Here is a 23,186-nt window from a genome sequence, read left to right on the forward strand (position 1 = left end):
CTTCCATCGTAGACGCGCCTGCACGAACACTGCGCGAGGGTCTTCGCCATTGTCAGCAGATGAAGTGTCGCCTCGCTTGTGGAGACGGCCCATCGGGGGCACTCGTTCCCCCGATCGGCACGCATATGCCAGAGGACGGCCGGAAACTCTCGGCCGCCCCAGGTCAGACGGGCGAGCGACCTGACGGTCACTCAAAAATTCATAGGTTCGTCGCTCAACCGCGGCCGGGGAAAAAGATCTTCACCTCGCGCTCGGCGGACTCCTCGGAGTCGGAGGCGTGGATCAGGTTCTCGCGGACGATCACGCCGTAGTCGCCGCGGATGGAGCCGGGGGCGGCGGCGATCGGATCGGTCGGGCCGGCGAGCGCGCGCAGCCCCTCGATGACCCGCTCGCCCTCGACGATCAGCGCGACGACCGGACCGGAGGCCATGAACTCCACCAGCGGCTCGTAGAAGGGCTTGCCCTTGTGCTCACCGTAGTGCTGCTCCAGGGTCTCCTGGTCCAGGGTGCGCAGCTCCAGCGCGGTGATCTGCCAGCCGGCCTTGCGCTCGATACGGCTGATGATCTCGCCGGTCAGGCCACGGCGGACCGCGTCGGGCTTGAGCAGGACGAGGGTGCGCTGGGTCACTGCGGGCTCCTATAGAAGATCAAGGATGGTGCGGGGGTGTTCGAAGATTACAGGGCGTGTCCGGGCCCCTGTTACACAGCGTCAGGTGTGGAGGAGCCCGCCGAGCCCGTCTCCGCCGCGGCGAACCGCGCCTTCGCCTCGTCGATCTTTCTTCCGTAGTGCACCGAGGCCCACCACAGGGCCGCGAAGACCACGCCCAGGAAGAACATCGTCGGGACGACGAAGCCGGAGGCGACGAGGGCGGCCTGAAGGGCCCAGCCGAGGGCGATGCCGCCCGGCCGCGTCACGACACCGCACAGCGCCACGCACAGGAACATCGCGATGCCGCTGACCGTCCACACCGTCGATGTGGCGAGGTCGGGGTCCTTCATGGCGACGAGTCCGGCGAAGCCGATCACGAAGAACTCGCCGATCAGGGTCGAAGCACAGAGCGTACGCACGAGTTGTCAGCCCCTCCCCAGCAGCAGCCGGGCCTCGCCGACGGTGATCACTGAGCCGGTCACGAGCACGCCGCCGCCCGCGAACTCGCCCTCCTCCTCGGCCAGCGTGATCGCGGCCTCCAGGGCGTCCGGCAGCCGTGGTTCGACCTGGACGCGCTCGTCGCCGAACACCTCCACGGCGATCGCGGCGAGCTCGTCGGCGTCCATCGCGCGGTGGCTGGAGTTCTGCGTGACGACGACCTCCGCGAAGATCGGCTCGAAGGCTTCCAGCACTCCTCGTACGTTCTTGTCGCCGCTCGCGCCGACCACACCGATCAGCCGGCTGAAGTCGAAGGCCTCACCGACCGCCTCGGCGGTGGCGCGGGCGCCCGCCGGATTGTGGGCGGCGTCCAGGACGACGGTGGGCGAGCGCCGTACGACTTCGAGCCGCCCCGGAGACGAGACGGCTGCAAAGGCCTTGCGGACGGTGTCGATGTCGAGCGGCTCGGGCCGCTGGGAGCCGACCCCGAAGAACGCCTCCACCGCGGCGAGCGCGACGGCGGCGTTGTGCGCCTGGTACGGCCCGTGGAGCGGGAGATACACCTCGCCGTACTCGCCGCCGAGGCCGCGCAGGGTGAGCAACTGCCCGCCGACGGCGACCTGCCGCGAGACGACCCCGAACTCCAGCCCTTCGCGGGCCACGGTGGCGTCGACCTCGACGGCCTTCTTCAGCAACACCTGCGCCGCGTCCACCGGCTGTTGGGCCAGAATGACCGTCGCGTCCTGCTTGACGATGCCGGCCTTCTCGGTGGCGATCGCGGCGGGCGTCTCGCCCAGCCGGTCGGTGTGGTCGAGATCGATGGGGGTGACGACGGCGACGTCCCCGTCGATGACGTTGGTGGCGTCCCAGGAGCCGCCCATCCCGACCTCGACGACCGCGACGTCCACCGGCGCATCCGCGAAGGCGGCATACGCCATGCCCGTCAGCACCTCGAAGAAGGACAGCCGGTACTCCTGCTGTCCGTCGACCATCTCGATGTACGGCTTGATGTCGTGGTACGTCTCGATGAAGCGCTCGGCGGAGATGGGGGCGCCGTCGAGGCTGATGCGCTCGGTGATCGACTGGACGTGCGGGGACGTGTACCGGCCGGTGCGCAGCTCGAAGGCGCCGAGGAGAGCCTCGATCATGCGGGCGGTGGAGGTCTTGCCGTTGGTACCCGTGATGTGGATCGAGGGGTACGAGCGCTGCGGCTCGCCCAGGACGTCCATCAGAGCGGCGATACGGCTGACCGACGGCTCCAGCTTGGTCTCGCCCCAGCGGGTCGCCAGGTCGGCCTCGACCTCGCGGAGAGCCTTGTCGACCTCGGGGTCCTCGGGTCGTGCCGGCACGTCGGCGCTGGGGGCTCCGCCCTGGGTGCGCAGGGTGCGGCTGCCGGCCTCGATGATCGCGAGATCCGGGTCCCGGTCGGTCTCGGCCGCGATGATCTCGTCGAAAGGGTCGTCGCTTTCACTCACGGGGTCAGTCTACGGACGTGGACTGACAGCGTGCCCACGGAGTGGGATGGCAAAGGTTGCCAGGCGGCTGCGGGTCGGTTGTGGCTGGTCGCGCAGTTCCCCGCGCCCCTGAGGGGCGCGGAGGGCCCCGGAGTCTTGAAGACTCCGGGGCCCTCCGCGCCGTATAAACGCCTACGCCTCCGGCAGCCGGTCCAGCTGGGCCTGGATCCGGGCGATGTCCTCCTCCGCCTTGGCGAGCCGCCCGCGGATCTTGTCCACCACCTGGTCCGGGGCCTTCGCCAGGAATGCCTCGTTGCCCAGCTTGGCCGTGGCCTGGGCCTTCTCCTTCTCCGCGGCCGCCAGGTCCTTCGCGAGGCGCTTGCGCTCCGCAGCGACGTCGATCGTGCCGGAGAGGTCGAGCGCGACCTCCGCACCGCCGACCGGCAGGGTCGCCGTGGCCGTGAAGGAGTCGCCCTCCGGCTGCAGACGCAGCAGCTGGCGGATGGCGGCCTCGTGGGGGGCCAGGTCCGTGCCGTCCAGGGTCAGACGGGCCGGGACGCGCTGGCCCGGCTGCAGGCCCTGGTCGGCGCGGAACCGGCGGACCTCGGTGATGACGGACTGCAGGGTCTCGATCTCCCGCTCCGCCGCCGCGTCACGGAAGCCGCTGTCGTTCGGCCACTCGGCGATGACGAGCGACTCGCCGCCCGTGAGGGTGGTCCAGAGCGTCTCCGTGACGAAGGGGACGACCGGGTGGAGGAGCTTGAGGGTGACGTCGAGGACCTCACCGAGGACCCGCTTGCTGACCTCGGCCGCCTCGCCGCCCGCGATGAACGTCGTCTTCGACAGCTCGACGTACCAGTCGAAGACCTCGTCCCACGCGAAGTGGAAGAGCGCGTCCGAGAGCTTCGCGAACTGGAAGTCCTCGTAGAGCGCGTCGACTTCGGCGACGACGGAGTTGAGGCGGGAGAGGATCCAGCGGTCGGTCGCGGACATCTTCGAGGCGTCCGGCAGCGGGCCCTCCACCGTCGCGCCGTTCATCAGCGCGAAGCGGGTGGCGTTCCAGATCTTGTTGGCGAAGTTGCGGGAGCCCTGGACCCAGTCCTCGCCGATCGGGACGTCGACGCCGGGGTTGGCGCCGCGGGCGAGGGTGAACCGGAGGGCGTCGCTGCCGTACTTGTCCATCCAGTCCAGGGGATTGACGGCGTTGCCGAAGGACTTCGACATCTTCTTGCCGAACTGGTCGCGGACCATGCCGTGCAGGGCGATGGTGTGGAACGGCGGGGTGCCGTCCATCGCGTACAGGCCGAACATCATCATCCGGGCGACCCAGAAGAAGAGGATGTCGTAGCCGGTGACCAGGACGGAGTTCGGGTAGAACTTCGCGAGCGACTCGGTCTGTTCGGGCCAGCCGAGCGTGGAGAAGGGCCACAGGCCGGAGGAGAACCAGGTGTCGAGGACGTCGGTGTCCTGGCGCCAGCCCTCCCCGGTGGGAGCCTCGTCGTCGGGACCGACGCAGACGACCTCGCCGTTCGGGCCGTACCAGACCGGGATCCGGTGACCCCACCACAACTGCCGCGAGATGCACCAGTCGTGGAGGTTGTCGACCCAGTCGAAGTACCGCTTCTCCATCTCCTGCGGGTGGATCTTGACCTTGCCCTCGCGGACCGCGTCACCGGCGGCCTTGGCGAGCGGGCCGACCTTGACCCACCACTGCATGGACAGCCGCGGCTCGATGGTGGTCTTGCAGCGTGAGCAGTGGCCGACGGAGTGGACGTAGGGCCGCTTCTCGGCGACGATCCGGCCCTCGGCGCGCAGGGCGGCGACGATGGCGGAGCGGGCCTCTAGCCGGTCGAGCCCCTGGAAGGGGCCGTGCGCGGTGATCACGGCGTGCTCGTCCATGATCGCGATGGCCGGCAGGTCGTGCCGCTGGCCGATCTCGAAGTCGTTCGGGTCGTGGGCCGGGGTGACCTTGACGGCACCCGTGCCGAACTCGGGGTCGACGTGGGTGTCGGCGACGACGGGGATGGAGCGGTCGGTCAGCGGGAGCTTGATGAGCTTGCCGACGAGGTGCTTGTAGCGCTCGTCGTCGGGGTGAACGGCGACGGCCGTGTCACCGAGCATGGTCTCGGCACGAGTGGTGGCGACGACGATGGTGTCGTCCCCCTCCCCGTACTTCATGCTGACCAGCTCGCCGTCGTCGTCCTGGTACTCGACCTCGATGTCGGAGATCGCGGTCAGACACCGGGGACACCAGTTGATGATGCGCTCGGCGCGGTAGATCAGCTCGTCGTCGTAGAGGCGCTTGAAGATGGTCTGAACGGCCTGGGAGAGCCCTTCGTCCATGGTGAAGCGCTCACGGGACCAGGCGACACCGTCACCGAGGCGCCGCATCTGCCCGCTGATCTGCCCGCCGGACTCGCCCTTCCACTGCCAGACGCGCTCGACGAAGGCCTCACGGCCGAGGTCGTGCCGGGACTTGCCCTCCTTGCCCAGCTCCCTCTCGACGACGTTCTGGGTGGCGATACCGGCGTGGTCCATGCCGGGCTGCCAGAGCGTCTCGAAGCCCTGCATGCGCTTACGACGTGTCAGCGCATCGATGAGGGTGTGCTCGAAGGCGTGCCCGAGGTGCAGCGAGCCGGTGACGTTGGGCGGCGGAATGACGATGGTGTACGGCGGCTTGTCGCTCTTCTCGTCCGCCTCGAAGTAACCGCGCTCTACCCAGCGCTCGTACAGCGGCCCCTCTACATCGGCCGGCGCGTACTGGGTCGGCAGTTCGGTGTCGGGCGCTGGTGGCTGCTGCTGAGCGTTCTCGGTCACGGGGTCAGTTTAGGGGTGTCGCAGGCATGTCCCGAAACGTGTTTGCTCTGTAACGGTGGGGGCCCCGATGCGGTGCGCTGTCCGTGTCTGCGCCAGGATGTCGGCACCACATAAACATTCTGGAGGGGAACCCAGTAATGAGCTACAACCAGCCGGGCCCGTACGGCGGGCAGCCCCAGCAGCCCGGTCCGTACGGCCAGCCGGGCCCGTACGGCCAGCAGCCGCCGCAGGCCCCCCAGCCCGGCTACGGCTACCCCCAGCAGGCCCCTCCGCCCCAGCCCCAGCCCCAGCCCCAGCCGGGTTACGGCTACCCGCAGCAGGCTCCCCCGGCGCAGCCCCAGCCCGGCTACGGCTACCCGCAGCAGCCCCCCTACGGTCAGGACCCTTACGGCCAGCAGCCGTACACCGTCCCGCAGCCGCCGGTGCCCGGCGGGGGCGGCGGCAAGAAGGCGGGCCTGATCATCGGCGCGGTGGCGGTCGTGGCCGCGATCGGTGTCGGGGTGTGGTTCGTGACCAGCGGCAACGGCGGCTCCGGCGGCGGAAGCAGCATCGCGAACGACGGGACGTACAAGCTGACGACGCCGGCGACGATCGTCTCCGGGCAGTACAAGAAGGGCAGCGACTCCAAGGCCGACGGGATGTCCGACAAGGACATCAAGGACACCGAGGCGATGGGCGTTCACAACGCCAAGGACGTCAGCGCGGCCTACACCTCGGGATCGGGCCTCTCCGCGAAGAGCCTGATGTTCGCGGGCGTGTACGGCACCATCGACGACCCCGAGAAGACCGTCGACGCCATGTTCGCCCAGATGAAGACGGAGTCCACGAAGAGTTCCAGCTCCTCCGAGGGCAAATTCGTGGGCAGCCCCCAGGAGTTCAAGCCCGCCGGCTTCGAGAACGGCATCATGAAGTGCCAGGTGATCGAGACCACGACGTCCGGCCAGACCATGAAGATGCCGTTCTGCATCTGGGGTGACCACAGCACCCTCACATACGTGCTCTCGTACGACATGGCCGCACTGGCCTCGGGCCAGACCACATCGATGGACGACGCGGCGGCGCTGACCGCCAAGGTCCGCAACGACGTGCGCGTCAAGGCCTGACGCCGTACACCTCGGGCACAGAGCCACGAAGGGGCCCCGGTCGGTCGACCGGGGCCCCTTCGCCGTGTGCGGTGCGGCGGTTACGCCGTCTTCTGCTCCCCCGGGCCGCGGCCGTTGCGGGCGTCCCGCGGGATCAGCGTCGGGTTCACGTTCGAGTGGACGACGTCCGCCGTGACGACCACGCGGGCGACGTCCTTGCGGGACGGGACCTCGTACATGACCGACATGAGGACTTCTTCCATGATGGCCCGAAGCCCTCGCGCGCCCGTCTGGCGGAGGATGGCCTGGTCGGCGATGGCCTCCAGGGCCTCGCGCTCGAAGTCCAGTTCCACACCGTCGAGTTCGAAAAGGCGCTGGTACTGCTTCACCAGGGCGTTACGGGGCTCGACCAGGATCTGGAGCAGGGCCTCGCGGTCCAGGTTGTGGACCGAGGTGATGACGGGGAGGCGGCCGATGAACTCGGGGATCATGCCGAACTTGACCAGGTCCTCGGGCATGACGTCCTCGAACTGGTCCTTGGCCTCCAGCTCGCGCTTGGAGCGGATCGTCGCACCGAAGCCGATGCCCTTGGCGCCCGCCCGGGACTCGATGATCTTTTCCAGACCCGCGAAGGCGCCGCCCACGATGAACAGGACGTTCGTCGTGTCGATCTGGATGAACTCCTGGTGCGGGTGCTTGCGGCCGCCCTGCGGGGGCACGGAAGCGGTCGTGCCCTCCAGGATCTTCAGCAGGGCCTGCTGGACGCCCTCGCCGCTCACATCGCGTGTGATCGACGGGTTTTCGCTCTTCCTCGCGACCTTGTCGATCTCGTCGATGTAGATGATCCCGGTCTCGGCCTTCTTGACGTCGTAGTCGGCCGCCTGGATCAGCTTGAGCAGGATGTTCTCGACGTCCTCGCCGACGTAGCCCGCCTCCGTGAGCGCCGTCGCGTCGGCGATGGCGAACGGGACGTTCAGCATGCGGGCCAGGGTCTGGGCCAGGAGGGTCTTGCCCGAGCCGGTCGGTCCCAGCAGAAGAATGTTGGACTTCGCCAACTCGATCGCGTCGTCGCGGCCGTTGGCGCCGCCGTTCTCGCCGGCCTGGACGCGCTTGTAGTGGTTGTAGACCGCCACCGAGAGGGCCTTCTTCGCCGGCTCCTGGCCGACGACGTAGCCCTCGAGGAACTCGTAGATCTCGCGCGGCTTGGGAAGTTCCTCCCAGCGCACCTCGCTCGTCTCCGCGAGTTCTTCCTCGATGATCTCGTTGCAGAGGTCGATGCACTCGTCGCAGATGTACACACCAGGCCCTGCGATGAGCTTCTTGACCTGCTTCTGGCTCTTGCCGCAGAACGAGCACTTGAGCAGATCGCCGCCGTCACCGATGCGTGCCACGGTGTGCTTCCCCTTCGCCTGGGAGACGCCTGAATCCAGCGGCTCCTGGTGCTGCCTTAATCCGACGGTACCTTGCCGGGCCCCCCGTTCGGGCCCCCCTTGGCGCGGTTCACTTTGACGTGCAGCGTGTCAAAGCGCACTTACCGTGCCAAGGGGCGGCAGACGATACAGCCTCCGACTAGCGGACGGCCGCGTTGTTCATCTTCCGGGTGGAGATGATCTGGTCGATCAGGCCGTACGAGAGCGCCTCCTCGGCCGTGAGAATCTTGTCGCGCTCGATGTCCTCGCGGATCTTCTCGATCGGCGTGGTGGAGTGCTTGGCCAGCATCTCCTCCAGCTGCGCGCGCATCCGCAGGATCTCGTTGGCGGCGATCTCCAGGTCGGAGACCTGGCCGCGGCCCGTCTCGCTGTAGGGCTGGTGGATCAGCACGCGGGCGTTCGGCAGCGCCATGCGCTTGCCCGGCGTACCGGCGGCCAGCAGGATCGCGGCGGCGGAGGCCGCCTGGCCCATGCAGACCGTCTGGATGTCCGGCTTCACGAACTGCATCGTGTCGTAGATGGCCGTAAGCGCCGTGAAGGAGCCGCCGGGGCTGTTGATGTAGACCGAGATGTCCCGGTCGGGGTCCATCGACTCCAGGCACAGCAGCTGCGCCATGACGTCGTTGGCCGAGGCGTCGTCGATCTGGACGCCCAGGAAGATCACGCGCTCCTCGAAGAGCTTCGCGTACGGGTCGTACTCGCGGATGCCCTGTGAGGTGCGCTCGACGAAGCGCGGGATGACGTAACGGGACTCCGCCGTGGGGCCCGTGTACTCGGCGCGTGAGCGGTCGTACATGCCGCTGCCGGGGAAGTCGTTCACTGTCTGTCTCCTAGGAGCTGAGGCGGTCGGCTGGGGGCTGTGCGGGGCCGTACGGGCCCCGCGGTGGGGCTCAGGCCCCGGTACCGCCGCCGCCCGGCATTCCGGCGGCCGTGGGGATGACGTCGTCGATGAGGCCGTACTCCTTGGCCTCGTCGGCGTCGAACCAGCGGTCGCGGTCCGAATCGCGGGTGATCTGCTCGACCGACTGGCCGGTGTGGAAGGCCGTGAGCTCGGCCATGCGCTTCTTGGTGTGCAGCAGCCGCTCCGCGTGGATCTTGATGTCGGAGGCCGAGCCGGCCAGGCCGGCGGAGGGCTGGTGGATCAGGATCTCGGCGTTCGGCAGCGCGAAGCGCTTGCCGGGGGTGCCCGCGCTGAGCAGGAACTGCCCCATGGAGGCCGCGAGGCCCATGGCGATGGTCACCACGTCGTTCTTGATGTACTGCATGGTGTCGTAGATCGCCATGCCGGCCGTGATCGAGCCGCCCGGGCTGTTGATGTACATGTAGATGTCCTTGTCCGGGTCTGCGGCAAGGAGCAACAGCTGCGCGGTGATCTTGTTCGCGATGTCGTCGTCGACCGGCTGGCCGAGGAAGATGATCCGCTCGTTGAGCAGTCGGTTGTAGACATGGTCGCCGAGGCCACCGCCGATGGAGGGCTCGCCGGCGGCGGAGGGCATCAGATTCGTCACGTATCCACCTGCTCGTCTTACGACGGCGCCGGGCCGTCTCACGTTTCCCTGCGGGGGGCCTCCGGCGGTTTCGCGGAGTTGACTGCCCCCATATTCATGGACCCTAACGCGCGGGTCCCTTCGGGGAATCCCGCAGAGGGGGGTGTTCGCCGGGGGCGTAGCGTCGTGGGTACTTTCCGTTCGTCGGCCACTGCGGGTAGTGGGGGCTGTTCGCGCCCACGCGGCGGAGCCGCACATCGGCACAGCCCCGCGCCCCTGGGGAGGCAAACGGGCCCCGGGTCGTCATACGACCCGGGGCCCGTCCTACGAACTGCAAGGCGCCGTGGGCGTCAGCCCTCGGTCTTCTCCTCGGCCGTCTCGGTGGCGTCGGCCTCGGTGGCCTCCGCGGCGACCTCGGCGGCCGTCTCGACCTCGTCCTCGTCGTCCAGGTCGATGACCTCGCCGTTGGTGTCCTTGACCGTGGCGGCCTCGACGACGACCGCGAGGGCCTTGCCGCGAGCGACCTCGCCGACCAGGAGCGGCACCTGGCCGCCCTCGACGACGGCCTGGGCGAACTGGTCGGGGGACATGCCGGAGGAGGCCGCGCGCCGCATGAGGTGCTCGGTGAGCTCCTCCTGGTTGACGTTGAGCTTCTCCTGCTTGACCAGCTCGTCGAGGACGAACTGGGTCTTGATGCCCTTGACCGCGGCTTCCTTGGTCTCGGCGTCGAACTCCTCGACCGTCTTGCCCTGGATCTCGAGGTACTTCTCGAGGTCGAGACCCATCTGGCCGAGCTGGTGGTGCTCGAGGTTGTGCTTACGGGTGTTGATCTCGTCCTCGAGCAGCTTCTCGGGGACCGGGACCTCGACCAGCTCGAGCAGCTTCTCCAGGACGCGCTCCTGGGCCTGCGTGGCCTGGTCGTACTGCTTCATGTTCTCGAGGCGCTTGCGGCTGTCCGCCTTCAGCTCCTCCAGGGTGTCGAACTCGGAGGCGAGCTGCGCGAACTCGTCGTCCAGCTCGGGCAGTTCGCGGGCGGCGACCTGGGTGACCTTGACGGTGACCTCGGCCTCCTTGCCGGCCGCCGAGCCGCCCTTGAGCTCGGAGGTGAAGGTGGCCTCGCCACCGGCCTCCAGGCCCTTCACGGCGTCGTCGATGCCGTCGAGGAGCTCGCCGGAGCCGATCGTGTAGGAGACGCCGCTGGCGACGCCGTCCTCCAGGACCTCGCCCTCGACCTTGGCCTCCAGGTCGATGGTGACGACGTCGCCGTCCTCGGCGGCGCGCTCGACCGGGGAGGTCGCGGCGAAGCGCTCGCGGAGCTGCTCGACCGACTTGTCGACGTCCTCGTCGGTGACCTCGACGGCGTCGACCTCGACCTCGATGCCGGAGTAGTCCGGGATCTCGAGGGCGGGGCGGACGTCGACCTCGGCGGTGAAGTTCAGCGTCTCGCCGTCCTTCAGCTCCGTGATGTCGACCTCGGGCTGGCCGAGGACGTTCAGGTCGGCCTCGTTGACCGCCTCGGTGTAGAACTTCGGAAGCGCGTCGTTGACCGCCTCCTCCAGGACCGCACCGCGGCCGAACCGCTGGTCGATGACGCGCGCCGGGATCTTGCCCTTCCGGAAGCCCTTCACCGTGACCTGCTGGTTGATCTTCTTGTACGCCGCGTCGAGGCTGTCCTTGAGCTCCTCGAAGGGCACCTCGACAGTGAGCCGAACCCGGGTCGGGTTCAGGGTCTCCACGGCGCTCTTCACGGTTCGGTCTCCTTGTGGCTGACTTCTTGGTTTCTGCCGGAGCCAGACTGGTCCGGCGGATTTCGCCGCCCGGAGGACGTCCTAAGGATCTCCAGTGGTGGTCCAGTGGATTCCTGCGGATGAGACACACGGGCGCGCAGCTTGCATAGTAACCGCAGCCGCTGAACGCCCCAAAGGCGATCAAGCAAGGCGATCGCCCGGGGTGACCGGTGTTGACCGGTCGGTGGTCGGGGTGGCGGGATTTGAACCCACGGCCTTCCGCTCCCAAAGCGGACGCGCTACCAAGCTGCGCCACACCCCGTCAGGTGCGACACGTAGGGTACATGGCCGCAGGCAGTGCAGCTGCCGGATTTACGGGGTGTGCACCGAGGGGGCCCGACCCGCTACGATGCCTCCTGTGCCGCAGTCACCTGACCTGCGGCGCGTGCTGTGCGGGCGTAGCTCAATGGTAGAGCCCTAGTCTTCCAAACTAGCTACGCGGGTTCGATTCCCGTCGCCCGCTCTCCACACATCGGGGCCGGGCCGGAGGATCTTCCTCCGGCCCGGCCCCGATCGTTTCGGCGAGGCCGGTTTCAGATGAGGCAGCGGGCCAGCAGCCAGCGCGCTTCGTGTGCCGACAGGGTCAGCGAGTCCTCGTCCCCGGCATCGATGACCAGCACCACTTCGTCGGTCGGCCAGTGCGCGGCCAGCTGGCGCAGGGTGACGGGCCGGTAGCAGGGCACCTGAGGGAAGGCCCTGAGCAGGCGCTCCTCCGAGGTGAAGACCATGACCGCGGGGGCGTCCTGCACGCTTTCGACGACCGGGAGCACGAAGCGCACGAACTCGCTGCGGTCGCGGGCGTAGCGGATTCCGCTGACCGCCGGGATCAGCACATCGCAGCCCGACAGCACCTCCAGGGCCAGGCGATCGGGTGCTCTGCCCAGATCCCGCAGAGCGTCCCGCGCCACCGCCTCGAAGAGCTCGGCGGGGATCTCGGTCATGGCCCCACACCCTTGCGCGCGTACACGAGTCCACACTCCAAGACGTCGGCTACCCGCGATCGCCACGATCATGCAGGGCGGAGCCGGACCGGCGCAGAGCGTGATCGCCCAGGGGCGCGGCACGGCGGCGTCCGCGTCCTCCGCCGGCGGAGCATCCCCCGGATCAGAAGCTGATCGAGTTGATGGTCTCCGCTATCGAGTTCAGGAACCGGTTGATCGACGGGGCCATGCCGGTCGATGCGAGGAAGAAGCCGAAGAGCACCGCGACGATCGCCGGGCCGGCCTTGATCGAGCCTCCCCTGATCAACACCACCAGGATGATCGCCAACAGCAGCACCACTGACAGTGAAATGGCCACAACTGATCACACACCCTCGGTCGGTCCGCTCTCCCGGCCCGGGAGTGCCAGCCCCGCGCACCCCCGCCAGAACCATCGTGCCACCAACGAGGCCCCCGTATGCGGCAGGTGAGGCATCGTCGGTCACACCTGTGCCGGACCTTTGCCTCGGCCATGCGGGCGCGGCCCGTCCGAGATCCCCAACACCCGCCTGTCGCACAGCAATTCGAGGGTGCACCCGCACACGAAATTCAGCGAGATCGTTTCCATGTCCACACAACGCGTTCGCGGGTATTTCGAATTGTTGTCACGGGCACCGCGGAGCCACCAACACCGGCCCTCCAAAAGGTCAATGAAGCAGACATTCCACCGGAGTCGCCCCCTGGTCATATGCCCCGCTTAGTCGGGATGAGTCGTGACAACCAGGACATGTAATGGTGTGTTGACCGTCACCTCCATCAGGTTGTCAACTTCCCTTAATCTCGGGTATCCGAAGCCAATTGGCAGGAACGACGTGGGGAGTTTTACGAAAACCCACAGGCGGCGCTAGGGTGCCTCAGATGTTTCACGCCGCCAAGAAAGCGCCGCTCCCTCCGGCACAGTCGCCGGCGTCGGGCGTGCCGAGTCCGCGCTCACCGCAGAAACAGCAGAACAACCCCTCCGAACCCGGCAAACAGCGCGACTCGTTCTTCGACAACGCGAAGTACCTGGCGATCGTGCTGGTCGCGATGGGCCACTCCTGGGAGCCGCTGAAGGGCGACAGCCGCATCCTGGAGGCCGCGTACACCGTCGTGTACTGCTTCCACATGCCGGCGTTCATCATCATCTCCGGCTACTTCTCGCGCAGTTTCGACATGCGCCCCGACCGCCTCAGACGACTGGTCACCGGCGTCCTCGTGCCGTACATCGTCTTCGAGACCGCGTACACCCTCTTCAAGCGTTACGGCGACCACGACCCGAGCATGACGGTCAGTCTGCTCGACCCCTGGTACCTCACCTGGTTCCTGATCGCGCTGTTCATCTGGCGACTGACGACCCCGCTGTGGAAGAACCTGCGTTGGCCTCTGCCCATCGCACTGGGCATCGCGATGTTCGGGTCGGTCTCGCCGGAGATCGGCAACGACCTCGACCTCCAGCGCGTCCTGCAGTTCCTGCCGTACTTCGTGCTGGGCCTGTGCATGAAGCCCGAGCACTTCCAGACGGTGCGCACGCGGAAGATGCGGATCCTGGCGGTGCCGGTCTTCGCGACCGCGATGGCCGTCGGATGGTGGGCGGTGCCGCGGATGAACACCGCGTGGTTCTACCACCGGGACGCCGCCCAGGAGATGGCCGCGCCGTGGTGGACCGGACCGGTCATGGTGCTCGCCCTGTTCGGCTGCTCGCTGCTGCTGACCGCCTGCTTCTTCGCCTGGGTGCCGCGCCGGAGGATGTGGTTCACGGCGCTCGGCGCGGGCACGCTCTACGGCTATCTGCTGCACGGCTTCCTCGTGAAGGCCGGCGAGTTCTACGGCTGGTTCGAACCGGATTGGCTGCACCGGCCGTTGGGGGAGATCTTTGTGACGGTGGCTTTCGCCGGGGCCGTCACGTTGCTGTGCAGCTCGCCGGTGCGGCGGGTCTTCAAGTTCGCAATGGAGCCTGAGATGAGGTGGGCCTTCCGGCGGGATGCGGCGGGGGTTGCGCGGGAGCGCGAGATGGCCAACGCCTGAGGATTTGCCACGATATGTCGTCTCGCGTCTGCGGGTTCGTCGTAGTTGATCGCGCCCACGCGGCGGAGCCGCATATCGATACAGCCCCGTGCCCCTTTGGGGCGCTACTGCTGAGGTAGGCCGAGAAGTGCGCGCATCCTTGCGTACTTCTCGGTCAGCCGTGTGCGGGTGGCCTCGTCATCGAGGCGGGCGAGGCGAGCGGGATCTGCATTGTGTGCCAGGTCCGACTCCTTCACCAGGAGTGCGCCCGGCGTGGACAGGATCCGTTCGGCGTACGCCTCCGGGCTCTCCCCCGCGCGCTTGGTGACCGCCAGGACGATGTCCTTCGTGCGGCGGCTCAGCGCCGCCTCGTTCAGCCACTGTTCGGACAGTGCGTCGTCCTCGACGGCGTCGTGGAGCCAGGCTGCCGCTGTCTGTTCCTCGTCGCCGCCACGTGCGCGTACGCCCTCGGCGACGGCCCGGAGGTGCTCGGCGTAGGGGCGTCCCGCCTTGTCCGTCTGGCCTTCGTGGGCGGCGCGGGCGGTGGCCTCGACCTCGGCGAGGGTCATCGGCACCCGAGGGGTTTCGGTCATCGGCTCATCCCAGGGTCGGCGGCGGGGAGGCCGCCGTCGGGCCCTCCCGGCAGATCAGCAGCAGTGCGCGGTCGTCGTTCACGTCCTTCGCGACCGCCTCGATGAGGTGCCAGGCGGCGCCGTGGAAGCCGCCGGCGACATAGCGGTCGGCCTCGCCCGTGAGGCGGTCGATGCCCTCGACGATGTCCCGGTCGGAGGTCTCCACCAGGCCGTCTGTGAACAGCATCAACACGTCACCGGGGCGGAGCGAGCCCTTCACGGGGTCGAACTGCGCACCGTCGTACACACCCAGGAGCGGGCCCTCGGCCGCCTTCTCCTCCCAGCGGCCGCTGCCCGCGCTGAGCTGGAGACCCGGCGGATGGCCCGCGGAGTAGAGCTCGTAGTCGCCCGAGTCGAGGTCCAGGACGAGGTGGATCGAGGTCGCGAAGCCCTCGTCCCAGTCCTGGCGGAGCAGATAGCCGTTGGCCGCCGGGAGGAACGCGTGCGGGGGCAGGGAACCGAGGAGGCCGCCGAACGCCCCCGACAGGAGCAGGGCGCGCGAACCCGCGTCCATGCCCTTGCCCGAGACGTCCGTCAGGACGACCTCCAGCGTGCGGCCGCCGTTGGTGCGGGCGGCGACCACGAAGTCGCCCGAGAAGGACTGGCCGCCCGCCGGCCGCAGCGCCATCTCGCGGTGCCAGCCCACCGGCAGCTGCGGCAGCTTGCTCTGCACCCGGATGCGTTCGCGCAGGTCGAAGAGCATGGTGCCGCCGCGCCGCCAGGGCACACCGACCCGGCTGCGGAACTGGGCGATGAGCAGGCCGAAGAAGCCGCAGGCGGCCACCACCAGCACGACGCCCGGGGTGACACGGGAAGGGCCCTCCGTATAGGGCCCCAGTTTCACCGACTCCACGATCAGTGCCGTGGCCGCGGCCGCGTACAGACCGAGCAGGCTCGCCGGGCGCAGCAGCAGGCCGCCCGCGACGATCGGCAGGACCAGGACGGCCGGGGAGCACCACACCGAGTTGGCGAGCGTGACGGCCGCGATCAGCGGGACGGTGAGCAGCAGACCGGCCAGCGCGACCCAGTCCGAGCCGTCCCCGCGGAAGTAGTCCACGGCGCTTCTGCGCAGGCCGACGCGGGCCCGGTGCCACTGCACTTTCAACCGGGCCGTGAACGTCTCGGCTTCTGCGCGCCGCTCTCGTCCTGCTGCCATTAGTTCGGGACCCTATCCATCGGACCAGCTGCTTGGCACGGGAGGTCCCACTTGTCCCCCGTCCGAGGTTCAACTTCACAGTGAACTTCACAGAAAGCCGTCGCGGGTCCGCCAAGGCGAAATTCCCTCGCTCGCCCCGCAATGCCCTGGTAGGCATGGTTCATGCGGACTGACGGGACTGAACTGCGCGTGCTGCGCCAGGACGACTGGGACGAGTGGTACGACAACCTGATCCGCGCCTTCGGTGGGGTTCCGGAGTCGGCCGAGGAGCGGGCGCTGTGGCGCGAGCTCACCGAGACGGACCGTTCCATCGGTGCCTGGGACGGTGATGTGTGCGTGGGTACGGCGGGCGCGTTCTCCTTCCGGCTGACCGTGCCCGGCGGGGCCGCGGTGCCGGCCGCGGGCGTCACCATGGTCAGCGTGGCCGCCACGCACCGCCGACGCGGGGTGCTGACGTCCATGATGCGGCGCCAGTTGGACGACGTACGGTCGTGGGGTGAGCCGCTGGCCGTCCTGACCGCGTCCGAGCCGGTGATCTACGGGCGGTTCGGGTACGGCGTCGGGACGTACCACGTCAATGCCGAGATCGACACGACTCGGGTACGGCTGTCCGTGCCGCCCGGCACCGATGACGTACGGCTGCGGTACGCCGACCCGGCCGATGTGCTCGACGCCTGCGAGGCGGTGTACGCGCAACTGGTGGCGCGGCGGCCGGGGATGGTGGCGCGGATCCCGGGCTGGGAGCGGCTGTGGCTGCTCGACACGGAGAGCGAGCGGGACGGTGCGTCGCCGCTGCAGTGCGTACTCGCGGAGCGAATTGGGGGGAGCGAAGCGACTTCGGTTGAGGGTGGTGGTGGGAGACGGGCGGGCGGCGAGGTCGTCGGGTACGCGCGCTTCCGGATCAAGCGGGACTGGGAGCCCGCGGGCCCCAAGGGCACGGTGGTCGTACAGGACGTGGACGCGCTGGACCCGGCGGCGCACGCGGCGTTGTGGCGGTTCCTGTTCGGGATCGACCTGACGTCGAAGATCGACACGCGGCGGCGGCCGCTGGACGAGCCGTGGCAGTACCTGGTGTCCGACATCCGGCGCTGCGCCCTGCTGGTCCGGGACTCGTTGCACGTACGGCTGGTGGACGTCGGGGCGGCGCTCCAGGCGCGGACCTACCAGACACCGGTGGACGTGGTGCTGGAGGTCGAGGACGCGTTCTGCCCCTGGAACGAGGGCCGTTGGCGGCTGACCGGCGACCCGAAGGGCGCCTCGTGCGAGCGTACGGCGGACGCGGCCGATCTCGCCCTGTCCGTACGGGAGTTGGGCTCGGCGTACCTCGGCGGCGTCCCGCTGGCGTCGCTGGCGGCGGCCGGCCGGGTGCGCGAGCTGCGCCCGGGCGCGCTGACGGAGGCGTCGCTCGCCTTCGGCTCGACGGTGGCGCCCTGGCTGGCGCACGGGTTCTAGGCCCTGGCGGCGCGTCAGCGCTGTTGGCAGGTGGGGCACCAGAAGAGGTTGCGGGCGGCGAGGTCGGCGGTGCGGATCTCGCCGCCGCAGATGTGGCAGGGCAGGGTGGCCCGGCGGTAGACGTACACCTCGCCGCCGTGGTCGTCGACGCGCGGCGGGCGGCCCATGGCCTCGGGGGTGTGCTCCGGGCGGACGGTGTCGATGCGGTTGTTGCGGACGCCCTCGTGCATCAGCTCGACCAGGTCGGACCAGATCGCGTCCCACTCGGCGGGGGTGATGTCCTTGCCCGCGCGGTACGGGTCGATGTTGTGCCGGAAGAGGACCTCGGCGCGGTAGACGTTGCCGACGCCGGCGATCACCTTCTGGTCCATGAGGAGTGCGGCGATCGTCGTACGGCTGCGGGAGATTCGGCGGTACGCCGTCTGTGGGGTCGCGTCCTCGCGGAGGGGGTCGGCGCCGAGGCGGTCGTGTATCGCGTGCTTCTCGGTGTCCGTGATGAGCGCACAGGTGGTCGGGCCGCGGAGGTCGACGTACGACGTGGCGTTCGCGAGGCGGAGGCGGACGGTGTCCGTGGGTGGGGGTGGTGGGGCGTCGCCGAAGGTGACCTTGCCGAAGAGGCCCAGATGGATGTGGACCCAGTCCGTGTCCCGGAAGCCGAGGAAGAGGTGTTTGCCGTGGGCCTCGGTGTGGGTGAGTTCGGCGGTGTTCAGGAGTTCTGCGGCGTCGGAGAATTTGCCCTGGGGGCTGGTGACGTGGGGGGTCGTGCCGAGGAAGCGGGCGGCGTAGTCCTTGGCCAAACGGTGGATCGTGTGCCCCTCAGGCACGGTGGCTCCTGTTCGTCTGCGGGCGGGGTGGGCGTGGGTTTGTTCGCCCCCGCCGCCCTTACCCGTTCCCGTCCCCCGGGGCTGCCGCCCCTTCGGCCCCGCCCAAGGGGCTCCGCCCCCTGGACCCCCATCGGCCTGAACGGCCTCGTCCTCAAACGCCGGACGGGCTGAGAGTGCCCGCCCGGCCGAAAAGTGAACGACGGACGGGCCGGGAGGGCTACTGCTGCGGGTGGTGTGCCGGGATCGGGGGGAGGTCGCCCGTCGTCTCGTAGGCCGTGAGCATGTCGATGCGGCGGATGTGGCGGTCGTCCTCGGAGAACGGGGTGCCCAGGAAGGTCTCGACGAACTTTGTCGCCTCCTCCTGTGTGTGCATGCGCGCGCCCACCGCCACGACGTTGGCGTTGTTGTGCTGGCGGCCGAGGGAGGCCGTCTCCTCGCTCCAGGCGAGGGCCGCGCGGACGCCCTTGACCTTGTTCGCGGCGATCTGCTCGCCGTTGCCGGAGCCGCCGATCACGATGCCGAGGGAGTCGGGGTCCGCGGCCGTCCGCTCCGCGGCGCGGAGGCAGAAGGGCGGGTAGTCGTCCTGGGCGTCGTAGATGTGGGGGCCGCAGTCGACGGGGTCGTGTCCTGCCGCCTTGAGCCACTCGACGAGGTGGTTCTTGAGTTCGAAGCCCGCATGGTCGGAGCCGAGATACACGCGCATGGTTCCGAGTGTGACATGGCTGTTTCCGGGCGGCAGCCTCGGGTGTCGGCCGGGAAGGAAGCGGGTCCCGCGCAACAGTTCACACCATGGAACCTCAAGAAAACCTCAAGTAACGATCTGGATTCAAAGGTTCACGAATTCCTTTACCTCCGTTTCACTGGACCAACTCGTACGCGACCCGTACGGGACCGCTCACCCGGCGCAAAGGAATTCCCCCATGACTGGACTCCAGGCGGGACTGAAGAACCGCCATCTGTCGATGATCGCCATCGGTGGCGTCATCGGCGCCGGCCTCTTCGTCGGCTCCAGCTCCGGTATCGCCACCGCGGGACCGGGCATCCTCCTGTCGTACGCCCTCGTCGGCACGCTCGTCGTCCTTGTGATGCGCATGCTCGGCGAGATGTCCGCCGCCAACCCGAGCTCCGGCTCGTTCTCGGCGCACGCCGACCGGGCGCTCGGCCGCTGGGCCGGGTTCTCCATCGGCTGGCTCTACTGGTTCTTCTGGGTCGTGGTGCTCGCCGTGGAGGCCACCGCCGGGGCCAAGATCCTGGCGGGGTGGGTGCCGGCCGTTCCGCAGTGGGGCTGGGCCCTGATCGTGATGGCGGTGCTGACCGCCACCAACCTCGTCTCGGTCGGTTCCTACGGCGAGTTCGAGTTCTGGTTCGCCGGGATCAAGGTCGTCGCGATCGGTGCGTTCATCGTGGTCGGCGGGCTCGCGGTCTTCGGTGTGCTGCCGGGTGTCGACAGCGACAAGGCCGGCCTGAGCAACCTCACCGGCCACGGCGGCTTCCTGCCCAACGGGCCCGGCGCGATCCTCACGGGCGTACTGCTGGTCGTCTTCTCCTTCATGGGCAGCGAGATCGCGACACTGGCGGCGGGTGAGTCGGAGGACCCGCAGCGGGCCGTCACCAAGTCGACCAACAGCATCATCTGGCGTATCGGCGTCTTCTACCTGGGCTCGATCTTCGTCGTCGTGACCCTGCTGCCGTGGAACGACCCGTCGATCAAGAAGCAGGGCTCCTACGTCGCCGCCCTCGACTCGCTCGGGATCGCGCACGCCGGTCAGATCATGAACTTCATCGTGCTGACGTCGGTGCTGTCCTGTCTCAACTCGGGGCTGTACACGGCCTCCCGGATGGCCTTCTCGCTCGGTGAGCGGGGGGACGCGCCGAAGGCGTTCGCCAGGACGACCTCGCGGGGCGTTCCCCTGGCCGCGATCGTCGCGTCCGTCGTCTTCGGGTTCGTCGCCGTGTTCTTCAACTACAAGTTCCCGGACTCGGTCTTCCTCTTCCTGGTCAACTCCAGTGGTGCGGTGGCCCTTTTCGTGTGGCTGGTCATCTGCTTCTCGCAGCTGCGGATGCGGAAGATCATCCAGGCCGAGGCGCCGGAGAAGCTGGTGGTGAAGATGTGGCTGTACCCGTATCTGACATGGGCGACGGCCGCGCTGATCGTGTTCGTGCTCGGTTACATGCTCACGGACACGGAGCACGACGGGCGCGAGACCGTACTGCTGTCGCTGCTTGTCGCCGCGGTCGTGCTGGTCGTCGCCGTGGTGAAGGAGAAGGTGCGCGGGGGCGGCCGGGCGGTCGCCGCGGGCACGTCTTCGGCGGAGGTGCAGGGCCGGGACAAGGTCAAGTCCCGCTGACGTCAGCGGTGTTGTGTGCGGCATGAGGGGCCCGCGGTGCTGTGAGCACCGCGGGTCTCTCGTCTGCTCGCCGCTGCGCCTCACAGCACCGTGAAGCTGTCCTTGACCTTGTCGTAGGTCTTGACGGCCTGGGCTTCGGTCTCCGGCTGGTACCAGGTGTTGATCTGGTACGACTTCCCGTCCTGGTCGAAGCCCAGCAGCCGGGCGTGCCAGGGCGTGCCCTTGAGGGTGAAGGTGTACTCCCAGACCACGGCCGGGTTGCCGCGGAACGTCGTCTTCTCCAGGCGGATCTTCCGGTAGTCCTGCCCCTGGTGGGCGTCCTGCTCCGACTTCTGCCAGGTCTCCATCAGGTCGCCGCGGGCGAGGGACGACTTGGCGACCAGTTCCTGTGCGCCGTCGGGTGACGTGTAGTGCACCTCCGCCCCCGTCTTCAGATCCCGCCGCCAGCCCTGCGGCGGCGCCCACGCGAACCCACCGGCCTCCCGGTGCGCACCCGGCGGCAGGCTCTGCGGCCTGGACGTGCCTTCCACGGTGGGCGACGGGCTGCTGGGGGGTGTGGTGGCGGACGTCGTCGGTGACGTCGAGGAGCCTGCGTGGTCACCGCCGGGCGATCCGGAGTTCGTCAGAAGGAGTACGGCGACGACGGCACCGGCCGCCACCAGACCGACGGCGGCCCCGAGCACGGCACGGCGGCGACCGCGATGGGAGCCTGCGGGGCCGGTCGGGCCCGGGAGGGGGCCGCCTTGGGGGGCACGCAGGGGGTGGGGGCCCAGCGCGGGGCGGCTCTGCTGGATGCCTGGGTGCGCGAGTGGTGCGGGGTCGGAGCCGTTCCGATGCGCGGGGCGCTGTTGGGTGACCGGCTGGGGGCGGACAAGTGAGACACCGGGCCGTGGGGGTGCGGGGGGCGCGGAGCTGGCGGACGAGGTCTCGGAGCGGACCTCCGAGCGCAGTTCGGAGGGGACTTCTGTGGAGGCGTTGGGGTGCTGCGGGGCGAGGGGCGCCTGGGAGGCGGCTGCGGTGAGTTGGGCGGGTGGCGTGGGGTTGTGGAGCTCGGGCGGTACCGAAGGCGCGGAAGGTGTGGGTGGCGTGGGCGGTTGTTGCGCTGCCGTGCGGCTGGGCGAGGCCTCAGGGACGGCGGTCGGAGCCGGGGGTCGGTCTCGGCCGAAGTCGTGGGTGTCCGGCAGCTCTTGGGGTACCGCGTCCTCGATGGGGATGTGTGCCGTGGGGTTGTGGGGCTCGCGAGGTGCTGAGGGCGCGGAGGGTGTCGGGGGTGCTGTCGGAGACGGGGGTGCCGTCGCCGCGGGTGGGGCGGGAGGCTGTTGTGCTGCCGTGCGGCTGTGCGAGGCCTCAGGGACGGCGGTCGCGGCCGGGGGTCGGTCTCGGCCGAAGTCGTGGGTGTCCGGCAGCTCTTGGGGTACCGCGTCCTCGATGGGGGCGGGGGCCGGTTGCCTGGGGTCGCGTGCGGCGCGTACCAGACGGGTGTCCAGGTAGGCAGGGGTGGGCCCCTCGTTCGAGGCCGCGGGGATGGTCGGGAGCGGCTCCGAGGGGCCGGGGGTGTCGGCCCCGGAGGCCTGCTCGGCTTCGGCACGCGCCGTCCCTTCGGCCGCAGGAGCAGCGGCCGGGGTCGGATCGGCACCCTCGACCGGTTCGGTACCGGGTGGCTCCTGGGACTCGGGCGGCTCTTCCATGTCTGTCGGTCGGCCGGACTCCGTCGCCGCCCCGCGCCCCTCCTCCTCCGCCACCGCACCATCGCTCTCTCCCCCGCCCACGGGAAGAGTCGGCGTGGGTGCCGGGTACGCGATCGGGCGCAGGGCCTCCTCCAGGTCGTGCAGGGTCGGGCGGATCGAGGGGTCCTTTTCGAGCAGGGCCGCCAGGATGTCGCGCAGGGGGCCTGCCGCGGCAGGGAGTTCGGGCTCCTCGTAGAGGACCGCGTGCAGTGTGGCCAGGGTCGTGTCGCGGGAGAAGGGGGAGCGGCCGCCCAGGGCCGCGCAGAGTGTCGCGCCCAGCGACCACACGTCCGACGGTGGGCCCTGGGGGCGCCCGGCGATACGTTCGGGGGCCATGTAGTCGGGGGAGCCGACGAGCATGCCGACCATGGTGAGCGCCTTGGCGTCCTGGATCGCGGCGATGCCGAAGTCGGTGAGGACGATGCGTCTGCCGCTGTCCTCCACCAGGACGTTCCCCGGTTTGATGTCCCGGTGCAGGACACCGCGTGCGTGCACCTGCCGCAGCGCCGTCACCAGACCGAGCCCGATCCGTGCCGTCTCACCCGGCCCCAGCGGCCCCTCCTCCACCATCATCCGTTCGAGGGAGCGGCCGACCACCAACTCCATCACGATCCACAGGCGTTCGCCCTCGTCGACGACGTCGTAGACGCGCACGACATTGGGATGGTCGATCCGGGCCGTGGCCCTGGCCTCCCGCAGGGTGCGTTCGCGGCGGGTGCGGGTGTCCTCCGCGTCCAGGCCGTCTATCCGCATCTCCTTGACGGCGACCGGGCGGTCGAGCATCTCGTCGGCGGCTCGCCACACCCGCCCCATTCCCCCCTGGCCGATGCTTTCGACCAACCGATAGCGCCCCGTCACCAGCAACCCTGGAACTCCGCCGCTCCTCGCATTCCCCGGCAATCCGCTGCACCCCCTCAGCCACCGAAATTCCCTCAGCTGT

The 23,186-nt window shown here is 69.0% G+C and carries 19 protein-coding genes and 2 tRNA genes; 5 read left to right on the forward strand and 16 right to left on the reverse strand.

The genetic code is table 11. The features are described from left to right. Window positions 1–214: 214 nt before the first annotated feature. The 4 genes from ndk to ACWDAG_RS26255 all read right to left on the reverse strand — a co-directional run bounded on the left by ndk (window position 215) and on the right by ACWDAG_RS26255 (window position 5,358). Window positions 215–628 carry a nucleoside-diphosphate kinase gene (gene ndk / locus ACWDAG_RS26240; RefSeq protein ID WP_030934323.1) on the reverse strand — a complete coding sequence of 138 codons (414 nt, stop codon included), beginning with the start codon at window positions 626–628 and terminating at the stop codon, window positions 215–217. A 71-nt stretch (window positions 629–699) separates the two neighbouring features. After that, the gene (locus ACWDAG_RS26245; protein ID WP_450698010.1) at window positions 700–1,068 is read right to left on the reverse strand and encodes a DUF4233 domain-containing protein; all 369 of its coding nucleotides are present in this window, start codon (window positions 1,066–1,068) and stop codon (window positions 700–702) included. Between the two features lie 6 nt (window positions 1,069–1,074). Then, window positions 1,075–2,562 (reverse strand): bifunctional tetrahydrofolate synthase/dihydrofolate synthase, encoded by a 1,488-nt coding sequence (gene folC, locus ACWDAG_RS26250; RefSeq protein WP_450698011.1) that lies wholly within the window; start codon window positions 2,560–2,562, stop codon window positions 1,075–1,077. A 171-nt stretch (window positions 2,563–2,733) separates the two neighbouring features. Next, window positions 2,734–5,358, reverse strand: a complete 2,625-nt coding sequence (locus ACWDAG_RS26255) for a valine--tRNA ligase (protein ID WP_450698012.1) — start codon at window positions 5,356–5,358, stop codon at window positions 2,734–2,736. A 137-nt stretch (window positions 5,359–5,495) separates the two neighbouring features. On the opposite strand from ACWDAG_RS26255, the gene ACWDAG_RS26260 reads away from it, so the two are divergent. After that, a complete protein-coding gene (locus ACWDAG_RS26260) occupies window positions 5,496–6,461 on the forward strand; it encodes a hypothetical protein (protein ID WP_450698013.1) in 966 nt (321 codons plus the stop codon). A gap of 80 nt (window positions 6,462–6,541) precedes the next feature. On the opposite strand, the gene clpX is transcribed toward ACWDAG_RS26260, so the two are convergent. The 5 genes from clpX to ACWDAG_RS26285 all read right to left on the reverse strand — a co-directional run bounded on the left by clpX (window position 6,542) and on the right by ACWDAG_RS26285 (window position 11,406). Beyond that, entirely contained in the window at window positions 6,542–7,831 is a 1,290-nt protein-coding gene (gene clpX, locus ACWDAG_RS26265; protein WP_030934339.1) for an ATP-dependent Clp protease ATP-binding subunit ClpX, read from the reverse strand. 178 nt (window positions 7,832–8,009) lie between these two features. Beyond that, a complete protein-coding gene (locus ACWDAG_RS26270; RefSeq protein ID WP_450698014.1) occupies window positions 8,010–8,690 on the reverse strand; it encodes an ATP-dependent Clp protease proteolytic subunit in 681 nt (226 codons plus the stop codon). Window positions 8,691–8,760: 70 nt separating this feature from the next. Then, the gene (locus tag ACWDAG_RS26275) at window positions 8,761–9,366 is read right to left on the reverse strand and encodes an ATP-dependent Clp protease proteolytic subunit (RefSeq protein ID WP_344402975.1); all 606 of its coding nucleotides are present in this window, start codon (window positions 9,364–9,366) and stop codon (window positions 8,761–8,763) included. Between the two features lie 341 nt (window positions 9,367–9,707). Continuing rightward, window positions 9,708–11,105: a trigger factor gene (tig, locus tag ACWDAG_RS26280; protein ID WP_450698015.1), complete on the reverse strand. Its 1,398-nt coding sequence runs from the start codon at window positions 11,103–11,105 to the stop codon at window positions 9,708–9,710. A 224-nt stretch (window positions 11,106–11,329) separates the two neighbouring features. Further along, window positions 11,330–11,406 (reverse strand) — tRNA-Pro (locus ACWDAG_RS26285). A 130-nt stretch (window positions 11,407–11,536) separates the two neighbouring features. Between ACWDAG_RS26285 and ACWDAG_RS26290 the strand changes: the two genes are divergently transcribed. Continuing rightward, window positions 11,537–11,607 (forward strand) — tRNA-Gly (locus ACWDAG_RS26290). A 70-nt stretch (window positions 11,608–11,677) separates the two neighbouring features. Here the strand turns inward: ACWDAG_RS26290 and ACWDAG_RS26295 are convergent. Further along, complete coding sequence (locus tag ACWDAG_RS26295; RefSeq protein ID WP_450698016.1) at window positions 11,678–12,085, reverse strand: SseB family protein; 408 nt, start codon at window positions 12,083–12,085, stop codon at window positions 11,678–11,680. A 163-nt stretch (window positions 12,086–12,248) separates the two neighbouring features. Continuing rightward, entirely contained in the window at window positions 12,249–12,443 is a 195-nt protein-coding gene (locus ACWDAG_RS26300) for a hypothetical protein (protein WP_016435177.1), read from the reverse strand. A 596-nt stretch (window positions 12,444–13,039) separates the two neighbouring features. On the opposite strand from ACWDAG_RS26300, the gene ACWDAG_RS26305 reads away from it, so the two are divergent. Then, a complete protein-coding gene (locus tag ACWDAG_RS26305; protein ID WP_450698017.1) occupies window positions 13,040–14,128 on the forward strand; it encodes an acyltransferase family protein in 1,089 nt (362 codons plus the stop codon). A gap of 104 nt (window positions 14,129–14,232) precedes the next feature. On the opposite strand, the gene ACWDAG_RS26310 is transcribed toward ACWDAG_RS26305, so the two are convergent. Further along, complete coding sequence (locus tag ACWDAG_RS26310) at window positions 14,233–14,700, reverse strand: HD domain-containing protein (RefSeq protein WP_450698018.1); 468 nt, start codon at window positions 14,698–14,700, stop codon at window positions 14,233–14,235. 4 nt (window positions 14,701–14,704) lie between these two features. Beyond that, window positions 14,705–15,895: a PP2C family protein-serine/threonine phosphatase gene (locus ACWDAG_RS26315; protein ID WP_450698019.1), complete on the reverse strand. Its 1,191-nt coding sequence runs from the start codon at window positions 15,893–15,895 to the stop codon at window positions 14,705–14,707. A gap of 162 nt (window positions 15,896–16,057) precedes the next feature. Between ACWDAG_RS26315 and ACWDAG_RS26320 the strand changes: the two genes are divergently transcribed. Next, window positions 16,058–17,347: a GNAT family N-acetyltransferase gene (locus ACWDAG_RS26320; protein WP_450698020.1), complete on the forward strand. Its 1,290-nt coding sequence runs from the start codon at window positions 16,058–16,060 to the stop codon at window positions 17,345–17,347. A gap of 14 nt (window positions 17,348–17,361) precedes the next feature. Here ACWDAG_RS26320 and ACWDAG_RS26325 read toward each other — a convergent pair whose 3' ends face one another. Continuing rightward, entirely contained in the window at window positions 17,362–18,171 is an 810-nt protein-coding gene (locus ACWDAG_RS26325; protein ID WP_450698021.1) for an Fpg/Nei family DNA glycosylase, read from the reverse strand. Between the two features lie 217 nt (window positions 18,172–18,388). After that, entirely contained in the window at window positions 18,389–18,874 is a 486-nt protein-coding gene (locus ACWDAG_RS26330) for a ribose-5-phosphate isomerase (protein WP_450698022.1), read from the reverse strand. A gap of 217 nt (window positions 18,875–19,091) precedes the next feature. Between ACWDAG_RS26330 and ACWDAG_RS26335 the strand changes: the two genes are divergently transcribed. Then, window positions 19,092–20,519 (forward strand): amino acid permease, encoded by a 1,428-nt coding sequence (locus ACWDAG_RS26335; protein WP_450698023.1) that lies wholly within the window; start codon window positions 19,092–19,094, stop codon window positions 20,517–20,519. 80 nt (window positions 20,520–20,599) lie between these two features. Here ACWDAG_RS26335 and ACWDAG_RS26340 read toward each other — a convergent pair whose 3' ends face one another. Continuing rightward, entirely contained in the window at window positions 20,600–23,059 is a 2,460-nt protein-coding gene (locus ACWDAG_RS26340; RefSeq protein ID WP_450698081.1) for a protein kinase domain-containing protein, read from the reverse strand. Window positions 23,060–23,186 lie beyond the last annotated feature (127 nt).

This window comes from Streptomyces sp. NPDC001157 (genome assembly GCF_053598255.1).